At 42.5% G+C, this 20583-nt stretch carries 31 protein-coding genes; 21 read left to right on the top strand and 10 right to left on the bottom strand.

Annotated features, from left to right (window positions below; all coding sequences use genetic code 11):
* The first annotated feature begins 10 nt into the window (after positions 1 to 10).
* Entirely contained in the window at positions 11 to 256 is a 246-nt protein-coding gene (locus B0H99_RS00855; RefSeq protein WP_106531730.1) for a hypothetical protein, read from the top strand.
* A 33-nt stretch (positions 257 to 289) separates the two neighbouring features.
* Here the strand turns inward: B0H99_RS00855 and B0H99_RS00850 are convergent, their stop codons facing one another.
* Positions 290 to 934, bottom strand: a complete 645-nt coding sequence (locus B0H99_RS00850) for an SDR family oxidoreductase (RefSeq protein WP_106531729.1) — start codon at positions 932 to 934, stop codon at positions 290 to 292.
* A gap of 192 nt (positions 935 to 1126) precedes the next feature.
* Between B0H99_RS00850 and B0H99_RS00845 the strand changes: the two genes are divergently transcribed.
* Genes B0H99_RS00845 through B0H99_RS00835 form a run of 3 tightly spaced genes read left to right on the top strand, consistent with a single transcriptional unit; the run spans position 1127 to position 2906 of the window.
* Positions 1127 to 1333: a hypothetical protein gene (locus B0H99_RS00845; RefSeq protein WP_106531728.1), complete on the top strand. Its 207-nt coding sequence runs from the start codon at positions 1127 to 1129 to the stop codon at positions 1331 to 1333.
* Positions 1334 to 1379: 46 nt separating this feature from the next.
* Positions 1380 to 2390: a S66 family peptidase gene (locus B0H99_RS00840; protein ID WP_106531727.1), complete on the top strand. Its 1011-nt coding sequence runs from the start codon at positions 1380 to 1382 to the stop codon at positions 2388 to 2390.
* Between the two features lie 18 nt (positions 2391 to 2408).
* Positions 2409 to 2906 carry a GNAT family N-acetyltransferase gene (locus B0H99_RS00835; protein WP_106531726.1) on the top strand — a complete coding sequence of 166 codons (498 nt, stop codon included), beginning with the start codon at positions 2409 to 2411 and terminating at the stop codon, positions 2904 to 2906.
* Positions 2907 to 2988: 82 nt separating this feature from the next.
* On the opposite strand, the gene B0H99_RS17690 is transcribed toward B0H99_RS00835, so the two are convergent.
* Positions 2989 to 3144 carry a hypothetical protein gene (locus B0H99_RS17690; protein WP_181313532.1) on the bottom strand — a complete coding sequence of 52 codons (156 nt, stop codon included), beginning with the start codon at positions 3142 to 3144 and terminating at the stop codon, positions 2989 to 2991.
* 34 nt (positions 3145 to 3178) lie between these two features.
* Entirely contained in the window at positions 3179 to 3544 is a 366-nt protein-coding gene (locus tag B0H99_RS00830; RefSeq protein ID WP_146137229.1) for a PQQ-dependent sugar dehydrogenase family protein, read from the bottom strand.
* 86 nt (positions 3545 to 3630) lie between these two features.
* Here B0H99_RS00830 and B0H99_RS18110 point away from each other — a divergent pair, with 86 nt between their 5' ends.
* On the top strand, positions 3631 to 3753 hold the full coding sequence (locus B0H99_RS18110; protein ID WP_281258850.1) for a hypothetical protein: 123 nt from the start codon (positions 3631 to 3633) through the stop codon (positions 3751 to 3753).
* 8 nt (positions 3754 to 3761) lie between these two features.
* Here the strand turns inward: B0H99_RS18110 and B0H99_RS00825 are convergent, their stop codons facing one another.
* The 4 genes from B0H99_RS00825 to B0H99_RS00810 all read right to left on the bottom strand — a co-directional run bounded on the left by B0H99_RS00825 (position 3762) and on the right by B0H99_RS00810 (position 5488).
* A complete protein-coding gene (locus tag B0H99_RS00825) occupies positions 3762 to 4082 on the bottom strand; it encodes a hypothetical protein (RefSeq protein ID WP_106531724.1) in 321 nt (106 codons plus the stop codon).
* Between the two features lie 14 nt (positions 4083 to 4096).
* Complete coding sequence (locus B0H99_RS00820; protein WP_106531723.1) at positions 4097 to 4297, bottom strand: hypothetical protein; 201 nt, start codon at positions 4295 to 4297, stop codon at positions 4097 to 4099.
* A 109-nt stretch (positions 4298 to 4406) separates the two neighbouring features.
* On the bottom strand, positions 4407 to 4796 hold the full coding sequence (locus tag B0H99_RS00815; RefSeq protein ID WP_106531722.1) for a ribonuclease HI family protein: 390 nt from the start codon (positions 4794 to 4796) through the stop codon (positions 4407 to 4409).
* A gap of 8 nt (positions 4797 to 4804) precedes the next feature.
* Positions 4805 to 5488 carry a queuosine precursor transporter gene (locus B0H99_RS00810; protein WP_106531721.1) on the bottom strand — a complete coding sequence of 228 codons (684 nt, stop codon included), beginning with the start codon at positions 5486 to 5488 and terminating at the stop codon, positions 4805 to 4807.
* 147 nt (positions 5489 to 5635) lie between these two features.
* On the opposite strand from B0H99_RS00810, the gene B0H99_RS00805 reads away from it, so the two are divergent.
* Positions 5636 to 5833: a zinc-finger domain-containing protein gene (locus tag B0H99_RS00805; protein WP_106531720.1), complete on the top strand. Its 198-nt coding sequence runs from the start codon at positions 5636 to 5638 to the stop codon at positions 5831 to 5833.
* A 47-nt stretch (positions 5834 to 5880) separates the two neighbouring features.
* Here the strand turns inward: B0H99_RS00805 and B0H99_RS00800 are convergent, their stop codons facing one another.
* The gene (locus tag B0H99_RS00800; protein WP_245894322.1) at positions 5881 to 6384 is read right to left on the bottom strand and encodes a GNAT family N-acetyltransferase; all 504 of its coding nucleotides are present in this window, start codon (positions 6382 to 6384) and stop codon (positions 5881 to 5883) included.
* Positions 6385 to 6606: 222 nt separating this feature from the next.
* Between B0H99_RS00800 and B0H99_RS00795 the strand changes: the two genes are divergently transcribed.
* Both B0H99_RS00795 and B0H99_RS00790 read left to right on the top strand, forming a co-directional pair.
* Positions 6607 to 7833, top strand: coding sequence for an ATP-grasp domain-containing protein (locus tag B0H99_RS00795; RefSeq protein WP_106531718.1), 1227 nt, complete (start codon positions 6607 to 6609; stop codon positions 7831 to 7833).
* A gap of 18 nt (positions 7834 to 7851) precedes the next feature.
* Positions 7852 to 9816 (top strand): hypothetical protein, encoded by a 1965-nt coding sequence (locus B0H99_RS00790; RefSeq protein WP_106531717.1) that lies wholly within the window; start codon positions 7852 to 7854, stop codon positions 9814 to 9816.
* Between the two features lie 64 nt (positions 9817 to 9880).
* On the opposite strand, the gene B0H99_RS00785 is transcribed toward B0H99_RS00790, so the two are convergent.
* Positions 9881 to 10087, bottom strand: a complete 207-nt coding sequence (locus B0H99_RS00785; RefSeq protein ID WP_106531716.1) for a cold-shock protein — start codon at positions 10085 to 10087, stop codon at positions 9881 to 9883.
* A gap of 205 nt (positions 10088 to 10292) precedes the next feature.
* Between B0H99_RS00785 and B0H99_RS00775 the strand changes: the two genes are divergently transcribed.
* The 5 genes from B0H99_RS00775 (at position 10293) to B0H99_RS00755 (ending at position 14729) form a co-directional block, all read left to right on the top strand.
* Positions 10293 to 10928, top strand: a complete 636-nt coding sequence (locus B0H99_RS00775; protein WP_106531715.1) for an HD domain-containing protein — start codon at positions 10293 to 10295, stop codon at positions 10926 to 10928.
* Positions 10925 to 12805, top strand: coding sequence for an ABC-F family ATP-binding cassette domain-containing protein (locus tag B0H99_RS00770; protein ID WP_106531714.1), 1881 nt, complete (start codon positions 10925 to 10927; stop codon positions 12803 to 12805). Before B0H99_RS00775 ends, B0H99_RS00770 begins: the two co-directional genes overlap by 4 nt.
* Positions 12806 to 12825: 20 nt before the next feature.
* A complete protein-coding gene (locus B0H99_RS00765) occupies positions 12826 to 13956 on the top strand; it encodes a conserved virulence factor C family protein (RefSeq protein WP_106531713.1) in 1131 nt (376 codons plus the stop codon).
* A gap of 174 nt (positions 13957 to 14130) precedes the next feature.
* Positions 14131 to 14442: a hypothetical protein gene (locus tag B0H99_RS00760; RefSeq protein WP_106531712.1), complete on the top strand. Its 312-nt coding sequence runs from the start codon at positions 14131 to 14133 to the stop codon at positions 14440 to 14442.
* Positions 14443 to 14519: 77 nt separating this feature from the next.
* Positions 14520 to 14729 carry a hypothetical protein gene (locus B0H99_RS00755; RefSeq protein WP_106531711.1) on the top strand — a complete coding sequence of 70 codons (210 nt, stop codon included), beginning with the start codon at positions 14520 to 14522 and terminating at the stop codon, positions 14727 to 14729.
* 119 nt (positions 14730 to 14848) lie between these two features.
* On the opposite strand, the gene B0H99_RS00750 is transcribed toward B0H99_RS00755, so the two are convergent.
* Positions 14849 to 15244, bottom strand: coding sequence for a hypothetical protein (locus B0H99_RS00750; RefSeq protein ID WP_106531710.1), 396 nt, complete (start codon positions 15242 to 15244; stop codon positions 14849 to 14851).
* Positions 15245 to 15515: 271 nt separating this feature from the next.
* Here B0H99_RS00750 and B0H99_RS00745 point away from each other — a divergent pair, with 271 nt between their 5' ends.
* The 8 genes from B0H99_RS00745 to B0H99_RS00710 all read left to right on the top strand — a co-directional run bounded on the left by B0H99_RS00745 (position 15516) and on the right by B0H99_RS00710 (position 20531).
* The gene (locus tag B0H99_RS00745) at positions 15516 to 15725 is read left to right on the top strand and encodes a hypothetical protein (protein WP_106531709.1); all 210 of its coding nucleotides are present in this window, start codon (positions 15516 to 15518) and stop codon (positions 15723 to 15725) included.
* Between the two features lie 323 nt (positions 15726 to 16048).
* Positions 16049 to 16444, top strand: coding sequence for a hypothetical protein (locus B0H99_RS00740; RefSeq protein ID WP_106531708.1), 396 nt, complete (start codon positions 16049 to 16051; stop codon positions 16442 to 16444).
* Positions 16445 to 16654: a hypothetical protein gene (locus tag B0H99_RS00735; protein ID WP_106531707.1), complete on the top strand. Its 210-nt coding sequence runs from the start codon at positions 16445 to 16447 to the stop codon at positions 16652 to 16654.
* Between the two features lie 126 nt (positions 16655 to 16780).
* Positions 16781 to 17218, top strand: coding sequence for a BrxA/BrxB family bacilliredoxin (locus tag B0H99_RS00730; protein ID WP_106531706.1), 438 nt, complete (start codon positions 16781 to 16783; stop codon positions 17216 to 17218).
* On the top strand, positions 17215 to 18006 hold the full coding sequence (locus B0H99_RS00725) for a class I SAM-dependent methyltransferase (RefSeq protein WP_106531705.1): 792 nt from the start codon (positions 17215 to 17217) through the stop codon (positions 18004 to 18006). The genes B0H99_RS00730 and B0H99_RS00725 overlap by 4 nt, the downstream gene beginning before the upstream one ends.
* 406 nt (positions 18007 to 18412) lie before the next feature.
* Entirely contained in the window at positions 18413 to 19006 is a 594-nt protein-coding gene (locus B0H99_RS00720; RefSeq protein WP_106531704.1) for a YpjP family protein, read from the top strand.
* A gap of 73 nt (positions 19007 to 19079) precedes the next feature.
* Positions 19080 to 20024 (top strand): thymidylate synthase, encoded by a 945-nt coding sequence (locus tag B0H99_RS00715; RefSeq protein WP_106531703.1) that lies wholly within the window; start codon positions 19080 to 19082, stop codon positions 20022 to 20024.
* A 12-nt stretch (positions 20025 to 20036) separates the two neighbouring features.
* The gene (locus B0H99_RS00710; protein WP_106531702.1) at positions 20037 to 20531 is read left to right on the top strand and encodes a dihydrofolate reductase; all 495 of its coding nucleotides are present in this window, start codon (positions 20037 to 20039) and stop codon (positions 20529 to 20531) included.
* Positions 20532 to 20583 lie beyond the last annotated feature (52 nt).

The following is a 20583-nucleotide window of genomic DNA, read 5'->3' as shown; positions in this document are numbered from 1 at the left end:
AGAAGTTATTATGGGAATTTTCCTGCTGATGATGATTATAGCAGTTGCGGTTTTTGTAGGAGTCGCATCGAAGAAATTTTATGGCAAGCCTTATATCGTTAATTTTGCAATAGCTGCACTTATGCTCCTTCTTGTTGTTCAAACAATTCAAATGCAGCCAATTTCAGCGTTTGGCTATGTAGCGATCGTATGCTGCTCACTAGCATTTTTCTTTCAAATAGCATTAGGCTTCAAAAATGCAAAAGTTTCCCCATAAAAAGCAGGCTTTCTAAAAGAAGCCTGCTTTTTGTTATAGCCGTTTTAAAGCATCGGCAATTTCCTCTTCCCCCGAAATCACCTCAAACGTTTTTCCGTGCAAATGCTCGCTTGTCAGGGCATGAAGTAACACTTTTGCGACATCTTCCCGTGGAATAGGACCGCCTTCCAGATTTTCACCAGCTTGTATTTTCCCGCTTCCTGGATCGTTCGTCAAAGCCCCTGGACGAATGATCGTATATGCCAACCCGCTTGCGCGTAAGATATTATCGGCATGGTGTTTGGCTACATAATACGGCGCAATCTCGTTCCCCCATTGCTCGCGGCGATCTGCATGGATGGCACTGACCATCAAAAAACGATCCGTTCCTGTTTGCTGTGCAGCTTCGATTGTTTTTGCAGCACCATCCAAGTCGATCAGCAAGGTTTTATCCGCTCCAGTCGAGCCGCCGCTTCCAGCAGTAAAAACAACCGCGTCGAAACCTTCCATTACTGCGGCTATAGCTTGAACACTTTCTTCAAGGCTCACTAAGACCGATTCAACGTTCAAGCTGTTGAAAAAGCTGATTTGTTCTTCGCTGCGCAGCATTGCGACAGGTGTATGGTGAGGATCTTCACTAAGCAGTTTTACAAACTGTCGTCCGATTTGCCCGTTTGCTCCGACTATCAATACTTTCATATATTCCACGCTCCTTATTCTTGTACTTCCTCTTCCTACTATACCCTTGCCCTTTTTCTTTAACCAAAAGAAAAACGAGATACAAACAGCTTTTCAAAATAGTTTGAAATAGGACTTTCTTAACAAGTTGACTTTGTTGTAAGATTAAAATACATATTTATTTTATGAAAGATATAGAATAGGAGGGGCTTCATGGAACCGAGAAAAAAAAGCAAAAACCGTGGACATATTTCAGGAACAGCCCAGGGAGGACTTTCTTACGGAGTTCTGCACGTACATAATCGCAAATTAGATCGAAAGCCGAGTAAAATATTAGATTTCTTAACGCAAACCTTTCTTTTTCTGCTCGGCGGTGCGATTCTCTGCGGCATGCTTTATGCGCTTATCTCTTATACATAAATCAAAATTAGAAAAATTTTAGGTGAAAACGAAAGGGGACTTTTGTTTGATAGTCTATCCGCAAAGGCCGCTGCAAACTATAGGAGTCACGGCTCCATCTTCAGGAATGCGAGATGAGTTGCATCCATTGCTCCTCTCCGCAAAAGAACGGCAAGAGGGCCGTGGATTCAACGTACAAATTGGACAAACCCCATGGACCCAACAAGAGGCGAAATCGGCTCCGGCTAGAAAAAGGGCGAACGAATTAATGGAGATGCTTAAAGATGATTCCATTGACATGATTTTTCCTCCATGGGGCGGAGAAATGCTGATTGAAATTCTGGAACATCTTGATTTTAAGGACATTGAACCAAAATGGGTTCTAGGCTACTCTGACATCAGCCTTCTGCTACTGGCTATAACATTAAAGACAGGAATCGCAACAGCGCATGGCACCAATATTATCGACCTCCGGGGAGAAGAAGTGGATGGGACAACCATCCGCTGGCTGGATGTTTTGCAGACTAAACAAGGGGAGAAAATAACTCAAGTTTCTTCGCCTTTTTACCAAAAAGAATGGCTGCATGAAAATCCGTCGCCAACCGTATTCCATTTAACCGAGCCGACCCTTTGGAAAACCATATCCGGCAATACGGAGAAATTTTCCGGCCGCTTGCTTGGTGGCTGCATCGATGTAATCCGCCATTTGGCAGGAACACCGTATGGAGATGTCCGGCATTTTCGCGCCGAGCATATTCCGGGTGAAACGGTCGTCTGGTTTTTCGAAAACTGTGAGCTTAGTGTCACGGATTTGAAACGATCGCTAACGCAATTGAAGTATGCCGGTTGGTTTGAAAACTGCAGCGGAATTCTTTTCGGGAGAAGTCCTGCCAATGAATCTGTAGGCGGATATACAGTAGAGAAAATGTATGAAGATTTGGCAAGCGAATTGAACATTCCCATCGCTTATGATGTAGATTGCGGACATGTTCCTCCTCAGATAACACTAGTGAACGGCTCTTATGCGGAAATAGAAGTGAAAGATGGCAAAGGAGTTGTCAGGCTGGAATTCAAATAAGCAGAAAGGATAACCTGAATGGATATTCGGAAACTATTGATAAAAGATGCAAAAGCCTACCACATGCTTCGTTTGGAAGCATTAAGAACAGCTCCGGATGCTTTTGCGGCAAGCTTAGAAAATGCTATAGACAAACCGGTTAGCGTGACAGAAGAGAAGTTGGCTCAGGAGAATGCCGTAACATTCGGAGCTTTCATCAATAGCCGGCTTGTTGGAAATGTCACGCTCTCCCGCCATGTGTCCCCGAAAATGAATCACCGGGCGTCGGTATTTGCTGTTTATGTGACGCCGGAAGTGCGCGGCGGAGGAGTGGCGAAAAAACTTATGGAAGAACTGATTGCTTATGCAAGGACTTGGGCAGGCCTTGAAAGATTGGACTTGGCTGTCGCTTCCCACAATGAGGCAGCCACACGGTTATACAAAGCATTAGGGTTTGAAACATATGGAGTAGACATGAAAGCAATGAAAACGTCAGAAAAGTACATTAACGAGAATCTGATGGTTAAATTTTTATGAAAAAACGCCGATCCTCAATAGGATGGGCGTTTTGGTCCGTCTAGAGTCAGATGACTGCCTTTTTATGGCCGCAGCAAAAGAATCAGTTTATCATCGCCGCTTTTAGGTTGCCCGCGACCGTCTGGAATGGGGATTCTAGACCTTCTTGGGTTTCTTCACCTTCTATAAGCGGCCAGCCGTAATTGCTGCCTTCTTGATTGTCAAAATGCCTTCCAGCAATACCGTTTTTTCCCGCCATGTGTTATCCTGAAGTTCGAAAACGGCAATTTTGTTCAGCGGTTGCCCATTTTCTTCATAAACATAATAGCCATACGCTTCTTTCGAATCGGCAAAATCATTTTTAACACGAAACCGAGGAAACCGGCTTCCGGAACGGTGGCCAGCGGATCAGCAAATTTAACTTCTTGGCGCGTTAATTTTCCGGCCGCATTAACAAAAGCAACTGTGCCAGGACGTTCGGAGATATAGAAACCATCTCCTGATTTGTTGATTGCCCACGGGATATCAAGTCCTGTAGCGTTTGCTTCCGGTTCACTTGTAGAAGTTGTGGTTTCTTGGGTTGAATTTCCGCCAGCAGGATCCTGTTCCGTCGGGCCAGGAGCGCTGCAAGCTGTCAGCAGGTACAAGGAAATTGGCAAGGCCGCCAATTTTTTTATTCTAAACCCTGCTTTTTTTCATCATAAGGGAAGGTGCGGGGAATAGGAAATAATAAAGGAGGGAAAACATGTCTTTTTATAAAGAAGCAAAAGAGCAGGAAGAACTTCGCAAAAAGAAAAATCAAATCCGGATCGCTACTTGGATCATTGTGGCCATCGCACTTGTATTAGTCTGGTATTTGACCAAATAAAAAGAGCCTTATATGGAAGGCTCTTTTTTGGTTTGGCGCAAATCGGCGATTGCAAAGCAAATCGTAATCCCGATCAAGGTGTTCACCGTAGTAGGGGACAGAAACTGGTCCCGAAAAGCGAAAGCGACTGTCGTTATATAAAAAGCCGCATTGGTCATTTTAGCAGTCAGCGGCAGTATGGCACCTTTTGGGAAACGGAGGCGCGCCATCTGAAACAAGAGGAACGACAAAAGCACGATTAGAAAATAGGGCCAGGTTAAATAGGCTACGCCATTATTGACGACAATGTAAACGAGTAAAGGGATGCTGTAAAACAAAGTGGGTTTCAAAGGGATTCACCTTTTCACTGGTTATTATTTCGTGAAGAAAAGAGCGTATACAAATTGTATGCAGACAATACAACGGCCAAAGTCACGATGATAAGCGAAATGACAGGGTAAACAGAAACCCCGTTATTCAAGATTTCCACTACTCGCGTGTACAGAATCCACGGGCCGATAATTAGGATGAAAATATCAAGGGCAGTTCCAAATTTAGTTCTCATAAAATATCCTCCAATTTATTTAACTCCTTTAATAGTATCAGACTTCGCAACTGGCGTCTTTGTCCAAAATAAAACACCTGCTACCAAAATGGAGCAGGTGCCGGAAAAATTATTTGTTAGCGCGGAGTTCGCTTCTGGCAAGATCATCAGCCGCCCGATTCTGGGAGTCCGGAATCCATTTGATAAAACAGTAATCGAATTCTTTGGATATTTTCAGCGCTTCTTCCAATAGCGGCTTGAACTTTTGGTTCTTTGTAAAACCGCGGTCAAAGGCATCCACCGCAACTTGAGAATCCGATTTAATGGATACCATGCCGGTCGACAGTTCCCTAGCCAGCTCCAACCCTCTTACAAGAGCCGTGAACTCAGCCATATGATTGTCCATTTCACCAACATACTCACTCCATTTTATCAAATGGCCTTCACCTCTGATGAACACTCCGACTGCGCTGACTTTCGGCGTTCCAGCCGTCGCTGCATCGATAAAAACTTCAAGCATAGAATCACCTACTTTTCATCTGCTGGCTTGATCGCTTTCGCCATGTAGCCGAAAGGTGTATCAAGAACAGAAACGATAAACTTAAGAATATACGTGGATAGGAAAATCTGAATCCAAACATCGAACGGATAAACACCGAAAAAAGCGATGCTTGTAAAAATTAACGTATCCAGCAATTGGCTGATCAACGTCGAACCGTTATTGCGAATCCAAAAATGGCCGTCCCTTGGAAAAATCTTTCGAAGAGCCGTAAAGATCCACACATCCAAGTGCTGGCTTGCTAAATAGGCGATCATACTGGCAATAGCAATTTGCGGAATCAAACCGAAAATGGTATGAAGGGATTCGTCAGCAAAATCGCTTTCCGCCGGCACGAATTTCATGCCGAACTGCATGGCGACAATCATGATAAGCAGAGAGGCAAATCCAAGCCATACCGCTTTTTGTGCATCTTTTTTTCCATACTTTTCGTTGAGAATATCGGTTGCCAAAAACGTTGAAGCATATAGGCTATTGCCTAAAGTTGCAGTCAATCCGATGATTTCGATTGTCTTGGTCACTTGGATATTGGCTAAAATGGTGGAAATGGCTACCCAAGCGAACAAGCCCGCCTTTCCAAAAAATTTATACATGATCAACAGCATTAAAAAGTTAACTAGGACAAAGCCTAGACCGAAAACTTCGTTGAACAAAAAAATTCCTCCTTAGTTTTGATAAAGCGGGAGTTTACGAACCGCTAAAACCTTATGAAAATGTCCTAGAACAGTATATCTATTGTTGGATTAAAACACAAATGCATAGTAAAATAACAGAATGCTATTTTTCTAAGGAGTGAAGCAGTGAATAAGATTTCAATTATGAACGAAATAGATGAAATGCTTGATCAGTATTGTGATGGCTGCTTCGTGAAGCGGCAAATACGAAAAGACCATGGGAAAACGGCGGCTCACCGCTTCTGTATCAGCAAGTGCACCGTCGGTTCACAACTGCAGTTTCTGGGAGAAGAATTGAACAAGATCGGAATTGATAAGAAATAAAAGAAATCCTCTATGTGGAAACAACCGTTTCCACATAGAGGATTTCTTTATTCGGCTTTGCTTCTCTTTTTTGCTTCACGCAACTGCAGCACTTCTTCCGCCGGTTGGGAAGGTGCCCCGTATAATTCTTCGCCTTTGTATGCATGAACTTCTTCATATGCATTTTTCATCTTTTCCAGGACCCATTCATCGGATTGGGGAGCAGGCGACCAATAAAAAATATCCATTTCACTTCTTTCACCCGTGATAGGATGTTTGCGCACATACTTAATAGAAGGCACTTTTTTGAAATTCTGCTTCTGGTAGAAACGGACACGCTTTGCCGTTTCCGGATCTTCCTGAGAAATAGGGTCTACTTCAAGGATGATTGCCTTGTTTTTCTTTTTCACGCGTTCGATGATCTTGCTGCCGAGGCCGCTGCCGCGCGAAGAACTATGGACTAAAATATAATCTATGAACAGAAAATCGGGTTTTTCAAAATAGACTAACGTATATTGAGGTCCTTCATCCAATTTGTACTTCTCTGGCTTCTCCTTAAACAATAGTGCCATGTGATCCTCCGACTTCATTTCTTTTGCTGGAAAATAATTACGCAAATCAGAATACCAAGATTCCATCGCACTCATTTCCTTTCATTTAGATAAGGTTTTGGTGATTTAATTTCCCCCAAAAGGAAAGGCTAAACCTTTGTGTAACAAAGGTTTAGCTTTTTTCTCATAAGGTAATACTAGAATGTATAATTGCAAACAATCACGGGTGAGAGGGAGAATGCTATGACCGAAACAAATACGAACAAAAAAAAGACCGCCATTTTAGGCTGGAGTATTCCGGCTATCGAGGCGATGGACAAATTAGACCGACCATTCTTGGTGGTGGGCCCTCCAGATTTCATCGGATTCGCCAAAGAACATGACATTTCGTTTATTCCTTGGGATTTTGATCGCTTGAACGAAGGCTCTGAAAAACTGTATAACCTGCTGTCCGAAATGGACGTTAAACTGGCGGTGCCAATTTATGAGGAAACCGTTGAATGGGCAGGAGTCTTGAATGCGAAATTCTTCGATGACCCTCGAATTTTCAACCGTTCATTGCTGCTTCGGGACAAAGGCTTGATGAAGCGGAAAGCACAAATGTCCGGCATCAAAGTTGGCGTCTTTGAAGAAGCATATTCTAAAGATGACATTTACCGATTCTTAAAACGGGTTAATGATGCCTTGATCAAAATCGATGGCGATGTGAATGATCCGATCCACATTAAGCCTTTGAATAAAGCAGGCACTGTTGGGCATATGGTAATCCGCGATGCAAGCGATATTGATAAAAGTGAAGTGCAGGAATTTCCGTATTTGATGGAAAGCCATCTGGACGGACAGGAATTTTCATGCGAAGCTTTCATTCATAACGGCGAAATCAAGTTTTTGAACATCACGGAATACGTGAAACTTGGGCATTCCAACTTCGTTCCTGCTTCACCGGCATTGGAAGAATGGCGTCCACAGATAAAAGAGCAAATTCAAAAATTGGTTGATTCTTTCGAAATTCAATATGGTGTTATCCATCCGGAATATTTTATTTCCCATGACGGAACATTGAATTTTGGGGAAGTTGCTGCGCGCGTTCCAGGCGGGCATATTTTTGATTTGATTGAACGCGCTTATGGATTTAATGCTTTCCAAGCTCAAATCCTCTGCAGCGATCCGGATACGACACCGGAAGAATTAGAGGCGTTTTTCCCAGAAGAAGTAACTTCTGCAAAAGGCTATGCGGGAAGTTTGATGGTTTATCCGCGGGTGCGCCTGGTTGAAAAACTGGATGTTCCAGTCGAATTGAAAAACGATCCTTACTTTGAAAAGCATGACTTGTTCATACCGGTCACTTCAAAAGTGGCAGAACGCGTCGGGTTTGGTAACCACTATGGTACATTGTTCTTCTTTGGGGAAGATAGTGGAAGAATGACCGAACTTCTTAAAAAATATGAAAAATACGATTTTTACCATTAAGAATCTGGGGGTATTGGCATGGCTACTGAAGCATCAACTTTAAAAGAGAAATTTGAACAAGCCCTCCGGACACTTGAAGAGGCAAAACCATTTGCGAAAAGCATGTATCAAACAGATGTTTTTCAGCTGGCAACAGAATTGGCAGCGACAGATGAAGGGTTAGAGATGCTTTACGAATATGCAGGGGATTTTGACAAAGCAGGCGTTTTCAACGGGGGCCCATGGGCAGATGCCGACAACCTGGAACCGGCATTTGTCGGTGGCTCGCTTCGCGTTAAAGGGCTTAACTCGGTAGTGGAATTGCTGAGTGAACTGCGTATGCTGTCGATTTCCGAAGGCAAGTATATCCATGAAAAAGTTCCAGCTGAAGAAGCTTCCGCTTTTTTGAACGAGGTATTGGCATTGAACTTGGACTTGTTATTTCCTGCTGAAACAGAGGAAGCTCGGGTTGAAGGGGGAGGCGCGCATTTAGAGCGCGGCGAACGACTTTTCCGCTTCCTTGGAAGCAAGCTTTCTTATCGTGCAGTGGCGCATAAGCTTGTTGAGGAAATTCAACGTTTGACCGTTCAACGGCCGATTATGGTCGACCGAATCATCAATATGATTGAAACCGCAACACAAATGATTGATGAAAACATTGACGAGAACACGAAAGAAACATTGCAGTATTTTCAAAAGGCGATTACGACCCCAACTGTTATGAGCGAACAACAACCCAATATGAAAGAATATCGCCGAAATCTGGTCGAAGCAGATGATGCGGCATTGCTGAAAGAAGCGCAGGAATATGCAGAATCGATGAATAAAACTGGTTTGGTGGCTCCTGTTGCTGCGATTTTTATGCGTTATCTTAATAGAAGCAAGCCTGAGCTTATTCCAGAGTTTCTTGATCTGTCTGAAATGGGGACGGCAAGTTTCAATGCCAATCAGGAACTTGTTCGGGATATGATTCATTTTTCCATCTATCCGCAGACAAGTAAAGTTATTTATGGACTCTCCCGGATGCTGGATCGGGGCGTATTGACACAAGAGCCTCTGATTCCTGCCATCAGAAGATTATTTGATATCGATATCCGTCCTGAAGTGAAAAAACGGCTCTTGCGGCCTGAATACCGTAAAGCTGGTCTTTCTGCGAATGGCGTTTTGATTGGAGGGGTCATTTCAGTTCTTGGCCAGCCGCTTGGAATTGGCCAAGGCTTAAATCCTACTTGCCAATCTGCACGGGCAATCAGTTTATGGGCTCAGCATGGCATCGGACAGCTACTGGAATATGTGGCGCGGGCAGTGCGGGAAAATGATATCGATGTGACATTCGAAGGTGAAGAAATTCATTCGAATTCTATCGAAGACGGAGTTGCTGGCGAAATTCATCATGAATTGGATCCGGTTTCCAGCGTTCTCGTCCCTCACCTTGATAAGATTTACAACGAAATGATGAAGAAAACACTATTGCGCGGAGAAGATGGCCATAAATGGGTAAACCCTGAATTTTACGGCGAATGGATTCCACGGGGCTTTATCAACATCATCGATCCGTTTACTGGTTTTGTTACAGACTACGACGCATTTGTCCGATTATTCTATGCAACCCATCACCCGTTATACAATGAAGGATATGAAATGATCTATCCGAATCCGGTCGGCATCTACATCACCAATGTCCACGGTAAGCTGCTTGGGCTGCATGCAGTTTCCATCCAACGCATTGCTCAGGATCCGGATGAGGAATACCGCATCTATTTCTACAACCCGAATAATGACAGCGGGCAAAACTGGGGACAAGGCATCGAGACAAGCGTACAAGGCAATGGTGAGCTGGAAGGCGAATCTTCTTTGCCATTCCATCAATTCGTCGCGCGCATGTATGCTTTTCATTTCAACCCATACGAACAAGGCGATACGTACATGGTGGAAGATGCTGATGTTGAAGAAATCGAAAAACTGGCACGTGAAAGCTGGGGCCAAACTTATACATGGTCATAAGTTAACAAATAAAAATAAGACCCGGGAGAAACTCCCGGGTCTTTCTGATGTGGAATTATAAATTTTATGGTTGAATCTGCACTACATTTGCTGCTTGGGGTCCACGATTACCTTCAATAACTTCAAAAGCTACGCTTTTGCCTTCTTGAAGCGTGCGAAATCCTTCACCTTGAATACCGGTAAAATGGACAAAAACATCATCACCATTGGCAGACTCGATAAAGCCATAGCCTCTTTCTGAATTAAACCATTTCACTTTTCCTTGGTGCATGCACGTTCCCCCTATTATTGAGTCTTGACGTGGATCCATTAAAAAAGTCTTTTAATGCACTCTATACTATACATGAAGCTTATTCAATCGTCAATGGGATGAAAAGAGCTGTTCCTGCAGGGTATAATAAAGTTGTGAATCCAAAGGCGAATGGGATGTACTAAAAGGTGTGGGTCCAACTCTTTGTTAGGAAAAGGAGAACAATATGACGAAAGAGATAATTGAAAAATGCGAAATGGCGGTAAAGGAAATATACAATACATTTGATGCGAGCCATGATTGGCAGCATATTAAACGAGTGATGGAAAATGCGAAGAAGATAATGCAACATGAAAAGGCAAACTCTTTTTTGGTTGAACTGGCGATATTGCTGCATGATGTTTCCGACCCGAAATACCGGAAACAGGGTGAAGATTTGGAAACGGAAATAATAGAGAGCCTCGGGTTGTCTAGTACAGAAAAGTTGGAAATCCGCAGCATCATAGGATCTGTATCATTCAAAGGTGGCCAAGGAATTCAAGCTGAAACGATTGAAGCGCGAATAGTACAAGACGCAGACAGACTGGATGCCATTGGCGCCATAGGCATCGCGAGAACATTTGCTTTTGGCGGAGCAAAAGGCCGCAAACTTTATGACTGGCAAGAAGAGCCTCGCCAAAACATGAGTGAGGAGGAATACCGGTCAAAGCCAACAAGCAGCGTAACTCATTTTTATGAAAAACTGTTGCTGTTAAAAGATCGGATGACGACAGATGCAGGAAAGCAAATCGCTGAAGAAAGGCATCAGTTTATGTTATCCTTTTTAGAGCAACTTCAAAAGGAAACGGATGGGAAAGCATGAGCCACTTAAATATTACCAACTTAACAAAAACAGTAGGCGCCAAAACTTTATTCAGGGACGTGGAATTTTCATTGTATCCGGGTGAACGCGCAGGATTGATCGGTGTCAATGGAACAGGAAAATCGACTTTGATGTCAATTTTGGCAGGTGAGATGGAAGCTGATTCGGTAACGGTAGATCATCCGAAAAAATACCAAATCACATACTTAAAACAAGAACCTGAATTTGATGAATCTTTAACGGTGTTGGAATCGGTCTTTTCCGGCGATTCGCCGATACTTGCGTTAAATCGTTCGTACGAACAAGCGCTACAAAACATGATGGTCGATTCAAGCTCTACGCAGCTTCAGGATGAATTGATGAAAATTCAGGAAGGTATGGAGCGTGAAAATGCATGGGATGTCAACGCGCTCGCAAAAACGGCTTTAACTAAACTTGGCATTGACATGTTCGACCAGAAAATCGGTGAATTGTCAGGGGGACAACGCAAGCGTGTTGCACTTGCAAAAGCACTGATTGAACCTGCAGATTTAATTTTGCTGGATGAGCCGACCAACCATCTGGATGCCATCTCTACGGAATGGCTTCAGGAGACACTCTTGCGCATGGACAGCGCCATGCTGTTTGTTACGCATGACCGTTATTTCCTTGATGCAGTATCAACCCATATTTTCGAACTGGCGGACCAGACGATGTATACCCATAAAGGAAATTATGGCGACTATCTGGAGAATAAAGCAATTCGAGATGAAATGAATGCTTCTTCTCAGCAAAAACTTGAAAATCGCTTTCGATCTGAATTGAAATGGATTCGCCGCGGTGCAAAAGCCCGGACCACAAAACAAAAAGCGCGAATCCAACGATTTGAAGAAATCAAGGAAAACGTTCAGAAAGAAAACGACAACACTTCGCTTGAATTGTCGATGCAAAGCCAGCGTCTCGGGAAAAAAATTATCGAAGGCGACAACTTAGGTATGGCATTTGGCGACAACGTCATTTTTGAAGAATTCAGCTTCTTGCTGCAAGGCGGGGACCGCATAGGAATTATTGGACCAAACGGCGCAGGAAAATCAACATTGATGAAAATACTCGCCGGGGAGTATGAACCGACAAAAGGAAACATTGAATATGGCAGCACCGTTAAAATTGCGCATTTCACGCAGCATTTGCCCGAAATGAATGAATCTCAGCGGATGATCGAGTATATCCAAGAAATCTCAAGCGACTATGAAGCGGCAAAAGGGGTTCGGCTGTCTGCGACGCAAATGCTGGAACGGTTTTTATTCCCCTCTAACGCGCATGGCACGTTGATCGGTAAATTGTCAGGCGGCGAGCGCAAACGCTTGTATCTATTGAAATTATTGATGGAGCAGCCTAATATTTTATTCTTGGATGAGCCGACGAACGACTTGGACATTCAAACACTTTCCGTATTGGAGGATTTCTTGGAAAGTTTTCCTGGTGTCGTCATCACGATTTCCCATGACCGCTTTTTCTTAGACCGGATTGCCCACAAATTATGGACGACCGGAACTGGACGAGTTTTAGAATATCAAGGATTGTACTCAGATTTCATCAAAGAAAAAACAGAGTCCAAAACGGTGGAATTGGTCGCCACTTCACCTGTCGAGGAAAAAGCAAAACTCGAGAAGCCAAAGAAGAAACTTACTTATAACGAGCAAAAAGAGTATAGCACCATTCTGGATGGCATTGCAGAAGTGGAAGCGAAAATTGAACAGCGGGAAGAAGAAATGGCCTCCTGCGGTTCCGACTTCGAGAAATTGAATAAACTGACAGAAGAAATAGATGCATTAACTGAGCAGTACGATCAAATGATTGAACGGTGGACATACCTCCAGGAGATTGCAGAATCATAAAAGAACAGGAGGGACCAGTTATGAAAATTAAAACGATCGAACCTACTCCGAGCCCAAATACGATGAAAGTGATCATCGACCAAGAGCTGCCGTTTGGCAAAAGCCATAATTATAACCAGGATAATTTGGAGGGCGCCCCGATAGAAGTGCAGAAAATACTGGCTATTGAAGGCGTTAAGGGCGTTTACCACGTAGCTGATTTTCTTGCGGTGGAACGAGTTGCCAAGGTGGACTGGGAAGCGATTTTAGCGGAAGTTCGCCGTGTTTTCGGAGAAGACAGCCATCAGGCTAATGACGAAATCCAAATTGATGAACATTTTGGAGAAGTTTATGTCCATGTGCAACAATTCAAAGGCATTCCGCTACAAGTGAAAGTGTTCGACAGTGCTTCTGAAAAGAGGTTTGCTATGCCAGAACGTTTTACAAAAGCAATGAGCGCCGTCATGGACCCATCAGAAGAGAATTATTTACTGCAGCGCAAATGGGCGGATTATGGAGTCAGATACGGCGACAAAACGGAGATTGGCCATAGCGTGGTCGAAGAATTGGAAGCTGCTTATCCTCAGTCGCGTTTGGACAACATGGTTGAGAAAAACCACTCGGAAGAGGAAGGGGTAACTTTTCACGGCAGGAAAGTATCTATTGAGGAATTCGACGTGCCAGACTGGGAAACCCGGTACCAGTTGCTCGAGCAAATGAACGAAGGCGAATTAGATGATTTGCCGCTTTTAGCCAAAGCGCTGAATGACGACAAAATGTCCATTCGCCGCCAAGCGGCCATTTACTTAGGAGACATTAAAGATAAAGCCGTCGTGCCTTATATGGAACGGGCGATGCAGGACAAAAGCTGGGCTGTCCGGAGAACTGCTGGAGATGCTATTAGTGACCTTGGCTTTCCGGAATTTGAACCAATTATGATCGAAACTTTAAACGATAAAAATAAGTTAGTGCGGTGGAGAGCGGCGATGTTTTTGTATGAAACAGGAACAGAAGCGGCTTTGCCGGCTTTAAAAGAAGCGGAAAACGACCCGGAGTTTGAAGTGAAGCTACAAGTCAAAATGGCGATTGCCCGTATTGAACAAGGTGAAGAAGCAAAAGGTTCGGTTTGGAAACAAATGACCGAAGCTCGCCAAGCAACGAAAGAAGATTGACAATAGGAAAGCTGATCAAAACTTGTCTAGAACAGGTTTTGCCCGGCTTTTTTTTTGTGCCATTTTCACTGTGCAGCGAAACAAAATGTTTCTCCTATCGCAGAAAGAGGTAAACTCCATTAAACACAAGTATATTACCGGTTACGACTGCGGTGAAACAGGAGGTGTATAACGATGGACACAGATATCTACAGTATTGAACTTCTTCATCAAGGAAAGTATGAATCATGGGAATTCGGCAATGAAAGTGAGCGTGATGCACTATTCAACAAAGTCAAAAAAAGATATGCCGGCAAAGAAATTCAAGACAAAAACAATGCTGATGACCGGAATATCGTCCAGTTGAGCGCTACCAGCTTGCACATCAAAGGAAAAAACGATGTGTTTCAAGTATCGCCGTTCGAATGGTATGATTATGACGTATTTGGGGAGATGTTGTCATATATCAACAATGAATTCAACAAGAAAAACAAAAGTATCTCTTGATAAAAGCTTAGAAAAAAGAGAAATTAGCAGGGATTCTTCCTTTTTTGGAGAATTAAGAAAAAGAAAGGAGGGATACGATGCCAAAAAAATTCAACTTGATTTATCATTTCGTGGACGGCGATACATGGGGTGGCGAAGAAGTGGATGTGCATGTGGCGGCAGACGAAATCTCCGATCATTTCACCCAAAATCTTAGTCAGCCGGATGTGGAATTGGTTTCGCACTCAACAAACGAGAAGAAATTAGTGAAAGATCTAAAATCAGTTGAGCTGGTATTTAGATGGTGAGTGCCCTATTTGGCACTCTTTTTGTTTTATGTTAACCCTGCAGTGCCATTAATTTTTTGCAAAAAAAAGAAGTTGCAGATTAACTGCAACTTCTTTTGCTTTTGTACAGCCACTTTAACTTAATAGTTTTTCAAAACATCATCAATAGCCGAGTTGGCCACAAGCTGCACTGAAATGATCTGATTGATGTTAAGTACTGCATGTTTGATGTGGTTGACTGTTTTACCAGTTTTAAATCTTACATCTTCGAGCAAGATGGTTTCACTAAAATCCAAATCATTCAAAAAATGATTGTCCTGGCTTTTCAGTTCAGATCTTGTGTAGAAGTTGGCTTTCGAATAATTGATCGGAACAAGTTCATCCGCATTAGTCGGTTCTCTTGTTTCTTCTTTTATTGCTATAAGCTTTCCGAAATAAATTCCTGCCGGCGTGATAAAGGACAGAGAGTTGTCACGGCCAAACTCCCCCTCCATAGCAATGCGAAGCACATTGATGGTTTCTTGCATATTCCCCAAAGTGAGCACCTCCCTTCCTTGTAGTATCTATTCGACATAAAAAAAAATTTACCTACTCCATAACTTAAAGATAAGCCAGTTTTCTGCTTTCCAGCAGTGAATTCATGTTCACTTTATATTTGTTAAGGAGGAATAAAGAACTAAAGAGTGAACCGATAGAATCATGCGTTTTTTGTATATTAAATATATTTCTATAGTTTTTAGTACAGAATAAGCGTTACATACTTAAAAAAATATGATAATGTTATATTAATGTTAAGGGGGATGTCTTGTGAATATTACGGTTAATGGGAAAAAGTTGAACAAAACACGGAGCTATTTAGTGGCTAGAGAAATAATAAGAGAGACGGAAGTCGAACATCCAACGGATGTTGAGGCGTTTCTACAAGAATACACGATAGAAGAGTGTGAAAACGCTATTGTCCTTCGGCCACCTACAGTCGACGGTATACATATATCTTTGCTAAAGCCATCCAAGTAGGGTGGCTTTTTCTATTGGTTTTTTATGAACAAAAGACGGTCATTACGAAAAATATTACTGGCAAAATTAAGCTGCTACTATTTTAATCCTGTTGAACAATTAAAGTGGATGCAATAAAAGGGTAAACGATAAAAGACCTTGATCCACTTGCTATAGACGTTTCGAATATTGCTAAGAAGAAGGAATAGAATCTCTATACCTATAATGAGTGAAAAAAGGTCTATATATATTGTTGAAAATTTTTAATGTTAAAAAATAATTGGTGCTTTAAGACTAATTTATAAGTATAATGGTTTTACATGAACCTTTCTGGAGGTGCCCCAATGGAAAATACATTATATAGATTAATCATGAGTAATGAAAATTTAAGTGCTAAAGAAAAGGAAACATTTATTGACTTTTTGGATTACGAGGAAGCGTTGTCCAGTTATAACAAAACAATTAAATCCAAAACTTCGGGCGATGAACCAGCCGAATCTGTGAAGGAATCTTTCCTGCTTGTTCGGGATGACTATGAAAGCAATATGAGCGGACAATGGCATTGGTGCAATTTGAAAAGCGAAAAAGGCGACGTTTTTGCTATGAGAATTGAGCCGATTCAATTTTTTGAAGCGGAATATTTTGCTTCAAAGGACATTGAAACAAGATATAAAGCGATATACGGGACTAAAGGAAATTCCAAAAATTTTTTCACCCGATTATTTCGCTGGAAAAAGTGAATGGCGATGGTAAGTGGCTGCATAGTAACTGTCGAACTGCTGGAAAGGCATTTTCTGCATGCTTTAGAATCGGCTGATTGGAATAGAGGCGGCGATCCTGGCAGAAGCATTCGCTATTTGAAAATTGACGACTTATTCATAGCCAAAAAAGGGCTGCCGACAAAAGTTTCTTTACGGCTTTTGCGGCGGCCTTTTATTGAATTCATTTGATGAGCAGAAGCGGAAACCTAGTTTCAAGCGGAAAATTATGAAAGTGCTTCTAGAGTGAGTTAGAATGAAAGAGAGAAGGCGCTTTGAACAAAGCGTTCATGAATATAAACGAAAGAAGGCGAAAGAATGAATGCATATGATGAGTATATGAAAGGTATCGTCGCACCGATGCGCAAGCAATTAACAGATGAAGGGTTCAAGGAATTGTTGACTGCAGAAGAAGTGAACGAGCATGTGAGTGAAGCTCAAGGAGTCAGTTTGGTCGTTATCAACTCAGTATGCGGTTGTGCCGCAGGATTAGCGCGTCCGGCCGTAATTGAAGCGGTAAGACAGACGGATGCAAAACCGGATCACTTAGTTACTGTTTTTGCTGGGCAGGATAAAGAAGCGACTGCACAAATGCGCAATTATTTTGAAGAAATTCCGCCGTCATCTCCATCGGTTGCTGTTTTGAAAGACGGGCAATTAGCTTATTTTATTCCACGGGAACAAATTGAAGGCCACCCTATGGAACATATCCGTGACCATCTTGTTGGAGCGCTTGAGCAGGTAAGTGCTGAGTGAAATCAGTTGTTACAACGGCGTACCGGCCGACGGATGGATCAAGAAAGAAGGCTGAAGAAGTATCGAGTGAATTGGCAATTCCGTTTATAGAGCGCAATAAGCGCTCTGTCGAAAAATTGCACGAAGTGCTCGGCTCCGATGTGCTGGTTGCGGCAAAAGAACGCCTCGAGTTTTATCCGCTGGGTATATCCGAGCCGTTCTTTTTTCATCCGAATTCATCTGCGTTTCGGACAAAGCGGCTGATTGCAAACGACCCGCTCATTGAAGTTTCAGGTCTTCAAGCTGGCGATTCATTTGTCGATTGCACTCTTGGCATGGCTTCCGATTCTATCGTGGCTTCCCAATGGATTGGGGAAGAGGGCATCGTTGTAGGGTGTGAAGCTCATGAAACAATTGCTTATGTTATTAAAAAAGGTTTGGCTCTATATGATAAAATGCCTCACTTGATTGATGCCATGAGAAGAATTCAAGTAATCCATACTAAAGCGGTTGATTATTTAACTTCACAGCCGGACGATTCTGTTGACGTAGTTTATATGGATCCGATGTTCACCGAAGAGATTGTGGAAGCATCGAATTTTGTGCCGATCCGCGCTACGGCGAACACCAGCCAGTTAACAGATGCTTGGGTAGAACAAGCCATACGTATTGCCCGAAAAAGCGTCGTGCTTAAAGCGCATTTCCGTTCAACGGACTTCGAGAAGTTTGGATTCCAAAGGCGGATTCGCCCTAACACAAAATTCCATTATGGTGTCATCAATTGCCAACAGCAAAAAGCTCCGGAATGAATTATTCCGGAGCTTTTTGATTGTTCTTTCCACTTTTTTAAAGTGCTGCAGGTTTTGGCCTTTAAAGTTAACAAACGAAAAGTTGCTGTCAGATGAAAATAGCAGGCGAATCCAAAAGCCGGATTCGCCTGCTATTAAAACTTCTGTACAATAATAAGTTTTCTGTCATTTTTCCATAAAATCAATCTGTATAATGCAGTGAGATTAAATACACAAGCATGCCTAAAAGACCAAGCCCAGCCAATAGTGAAACATCCAAGAAAAATTCCTCCTTTTTCAAAAAAACAGAGCTAAATGAATAACTTTATTGTACAATGAATTTCAAGAAGATGAAACCTTAACCCATAAAATTCGTCTAAAATAGCAATGGAAATTAAGAAATTGTTCAAAATTGAGGGTGATGATGATGAAAAGCTGGTGGAAGAAATCGTTGATGATTGCAGTGGCTGTTCTTACATTAGGCGCTATTTCCCCGAACCATACCATCTGGGAAACACTCCTTGAAGACAAAGGCTTAACAAAATCGCATGCGTCAGCAAATGAAAACAAAGATTATATGTACGAATGGGTGGATTTAAGCGAGTACTATGATACTGGCCAGAATGCACTCGATTATTTTTATCAATCTTCAGAAGAGCAAGCACATGTCAAATTCGGTTCCAAAATCGGCCCGGTTATCCAAAATCAGTTCCAGGCGGTGGTTTTGCCTAACATCCAACAAGCGATCGACATGCATCTTGGAAACTTAGGGCCGGAAAGATTGAACAAGCTGGCAATTAGTGAAAAGCCTGCTGGAGATTATTCTGAGAAAATATTTCACATTTACGACACAGAGACAAAAAAAGATGAAATCCGCTTTCATGTAAGAACGGAAAAAAAACCGCAAGAAGGTTATTTTTTTAACTTCCATTACCATGTAGCAGCTGATCATTTCCAACAACACTATGAATTGGGCGATATTTATTGGTCAAAAGATACACCGCCAAAATGGTTGTCCTAAAAACCGTTACACTTGTAACGGTTTTTTTTTATTTTTTTTGTTATTATAGAAAGGATAACGGAGGCGAACTAACATGAAACAGTATTTAGATTTATGTGAACATATATTACATAATGGAACAAGAAAAGAAGACCGGACCGGAACTGGGACCCTTAGTGTGTTCGGCTATCAGATGCGCTACAATTTACAAGAAGGTTTTCCGTTGATGACGACGAAAAAGACGGCTTTCCGGCTGATCGTTTCGGAATTGTTGTGGTTTATTAAAGGTGATACCAATGTCCAGGCCCTTATTGCTGAAAACAATCATATTTGGGATGAATGGGCATTTGCTCAGTGGGCTGAAAGCCCAGAATATGAAGGACCGGATATGACGGACTTCGGCAGAAGAGCACAAAAGGATCCGGAATTTGCTGCTATCTACAAAGAGCAGATGGCTGTTTTCCAAGAAAAAATTTTATCGGACGATTTGTTTGCAGAAAAATATGGCGATCTGGGCCCGGTTTACGGCAAGCAGTGGCGGTCCTGGGCAACCACTACAGGCGGCACAATCGATCAGCTGCGCAATGTAATTGAAGCAATCAAAAACAATCCTGATTCCAGGCGCCATTTGGTGACAGCATGGAATCCTGAATTTGTAGATGATATGGCGCTTCCGCCATGCCATACGATGTTTCAATTTTATGTAGCTGATGGCAAGCTATCATGCCAGCTTTATCAAAGAAGCGCGGATGTATTCTTAGGAGTTCCGTTCAATATCGCTTCCTATGCCTTGCTGACACATTTGATAGCAAGAGAATGCGGGCTGGAAGTCGGCGATTTTGTTCATACAACAGGAGATACACATTTATATACGAACCATTTGGATCAGGTAAAAGAGCAATTGGCACGGGAACCGAAAAAATTGCCAACTCTAAAGATCAACGAAGGGGTAGAGTCGATTTTCGATTTGACTCTAGGGGATATTTCTATAGAAGGTTACGATCCCCATCCAAGAATTTCAGCACCAGTTGCAGTGTAAGGAGGAATAGTTATGATTTCGTTGATGGTGGCACATGATCCGGACAGGGTCATCGGAAAAGATAATCAGTTGCCGTGGCACATTCCGGAAGATTTGGCATACTTTAAAAAACATACAGTCGGAAAAGGGATTGTCATGGGGCGGAATACGTACGAATCTATTGGACGCCCGCTGCCAAAGCGCCGCAATATCGTTGTGACCCGAAACACAGAATACCAAGTTGAAGGTGCGGAAGTTGTCCATTCTTTGGACCACGCTATCCAATTGGCCGAGGAATTTCATGAAGAAGTTATGGTCATAGGCGGCGAGCAAGTTTTTCGGACAATTTTGCCCCGTGCAGACCGGCTTTACATCACGCTGATTAAAAAAACATTTGAAGGCGACACTTTCTTTCCAGAGTATGGCGATGAATGGCAAGCAGTATCGGAATCGGAAGAATTCCACTCAAATGGCATTCCTTTTTCATATTTAATTTTTGAACGGAAACATAAAGAAATTAACGGTTAGAAAAAAACAGATCTGAAAAGGTCTGTTTTTTATGGAACGTAATGATGAACAC

It is taken from the genome of Planomicrobium soli, assembly GCF_003014655.1.
Taxonomy (GTDB): Bacteria; Bacillota; Bacilli; order Bacillales_A; family Planococcaceae; genus Planococcus; species Planococcus soli_B.
This window is presented reverse-complemented; position numbering and strand designations above follow the sequence as displayed.

Excerpts from the sequence above, each read along its gene's own strand:
- B0H99_RS00855 (WP_106531730.1), top strand. The coding sequence starts at position 11 with ATGGGAATTTTCCTGCTGATGATGATTATAGCAGTTGCGGTTTTTGTA.
- B0H99_RS00850 (WP_106531729.1), bottom strand. The coding sequence starts at position 934 with ATGAAAGTATTGATAGTCGGAGCAAACGGGCAAATCGGACGACAGTTT.
- B0H99_RS00845 (WP_106531728.1), top strand. The coding sequence starts at position 1,127 with ATGGAACCGAGAAAAAAAAGCAAAAACCGTGGACATATTTCAGGAACA.
- B0H99_RS00835 (WP_106531726.1), top strand. The coding sequence starts at position 2,409 with ATGGATATTCGGAAACTATTGATAAAAGATGCAAAAGCCTACCACATG.
- B0H99_RS17690 (WP_181313532.1), bottom strand. The coding sequence starts at position 3,144 with ATGGCGGGAAAAAACGGTATTGCTGGAAGGCATTTTGACAATCAAGAA.
- B0H99_RS18110 (WP_281258850.1), top strand. The coding sequence starts at position 3,631 with ATGTCTTTTTATAAAGAAGCAAAAGAGCAGGAAGAACTTCGCAAAAAG.
- B0H99_RS00820 (WP_106531723.1), bottom strand. The coding sequence starts at position 4,297 with ATGAGAACTAAATTTGGAACTGCCCTTGATATTTTCATCCTAATTATC.
- B0H99_RS00815 (WP_106531722.1), bottom strand. The coding sequence starts at position 4,796 with ATGCTTGAAGTTTTTATCGATGCAGCGACGGCTGGAACGCCGAAAGTC.
- B0H99_RS00800 (WP_245894322.1), bottom strand. The coding sequence starts at position 6,384 with ATGGCACTATTGTTTAAGGAGAAGCCAGAGAAGTACAAATTGGATGAA.
- B0H99_RS00795 (WP_106531718.1), top strand. The coding sequence starts at position 6,607 with ATGACCGAAACAAATACGAACAAAAAAAAGACCGCCATTTTAGGCTGG.
- B0H99_RS00790 (WP_106531717.1), top strand. The coding sequence starts at position 7,852 with ATGGCTACTGAAGCATCAACTTTAAAAGAGAAATTTGAACAAGCCCTC.
- B0H99_RS00785 (WP_106531716.1), bottom strand. The coding sequence starts at position 10,087 with ATGCACCAAGGAAAAGTGAAATGGTTTAATTCAGAAAGAGGCTATGGC.
- B0H99_RS00775 (WP_106531715.1), top strand. The coding sequence starts at position 10,293 with ATGACGAAAGAGATAATTGAAAAATGCGAAATGGCGGTAAAGGAAATA.
- B0H99_RS00770 (WP_106531714.1), top strand. The coding sequence starts at position 10,925 with ATGAGCCACTTAAATATTACCAACTTAACAAAAACAGTAGGCGCCAAA.
- B0H99_RS00765 (WP_106531713.1), top strand. The coding sequence starts at position 12,826 with ATGAAAATTAAAACGATCGAACCTACTCCGAGCCCAAATACGATGAAA.
- B0H99_RS00760 (WP_106531712.1), top strand. The coding sequence starts at position 14,131 with ATGGACACAGATATCTACAGTATTGAACTTCTTCATCAAGGAAAGTAT.
- B0H99_RS00755 (WP_106531711.1), top strand. The coding sequence starts at position 14,520 with ATGCCAAAAAAATTCAACTTGATTTATCATTTCGTGGACGGCGATACA.
- B0H99_RS00740 (WP_106531708.1), top strand. The coding sequence starts at position 16,049 with ATGGAAAATACATTATATAGATTAATCATGAGTAATGAAAATTTAAGT.
- B0H99_RS00735 (WP_106531707.1), top strand. The coding sequence starts at position 16,445 with ATGGCGATGGTAAGTGGCTGCATAGTAACTGTCGAACTGCTGGAAAGG.
- B0H99_RS00730 (WP_106531706.1), top strand. The coding sequence starts at position 16,781 with ATGAATGCATATGATGAGTATATGAAAGGTATCGTCGCACCGATGCGC.
- B0H99_RS00720 (WP_106531704.1), top strand. The coding sequence starts at position 18,413 with ATGAAAAGCTGGTGGAAGAAATCGTTGATGATTGCAGTGGCTGTTCTT.
- B0H99_RS00715 (WP_106531703.1), top strand. The coding sequence starts at position 19,080 with ATGAAACAGTATTTAGATTTATGTGAACATATATTACATAATGGAACA.
- B0H99_RS00710 (WP_106531702.1), top strand. The coding sequence starts at position 20,037 with ATGATTTCGTTGATGGTGGCACATGATCCGGACAGGGTCATCGGAAAA.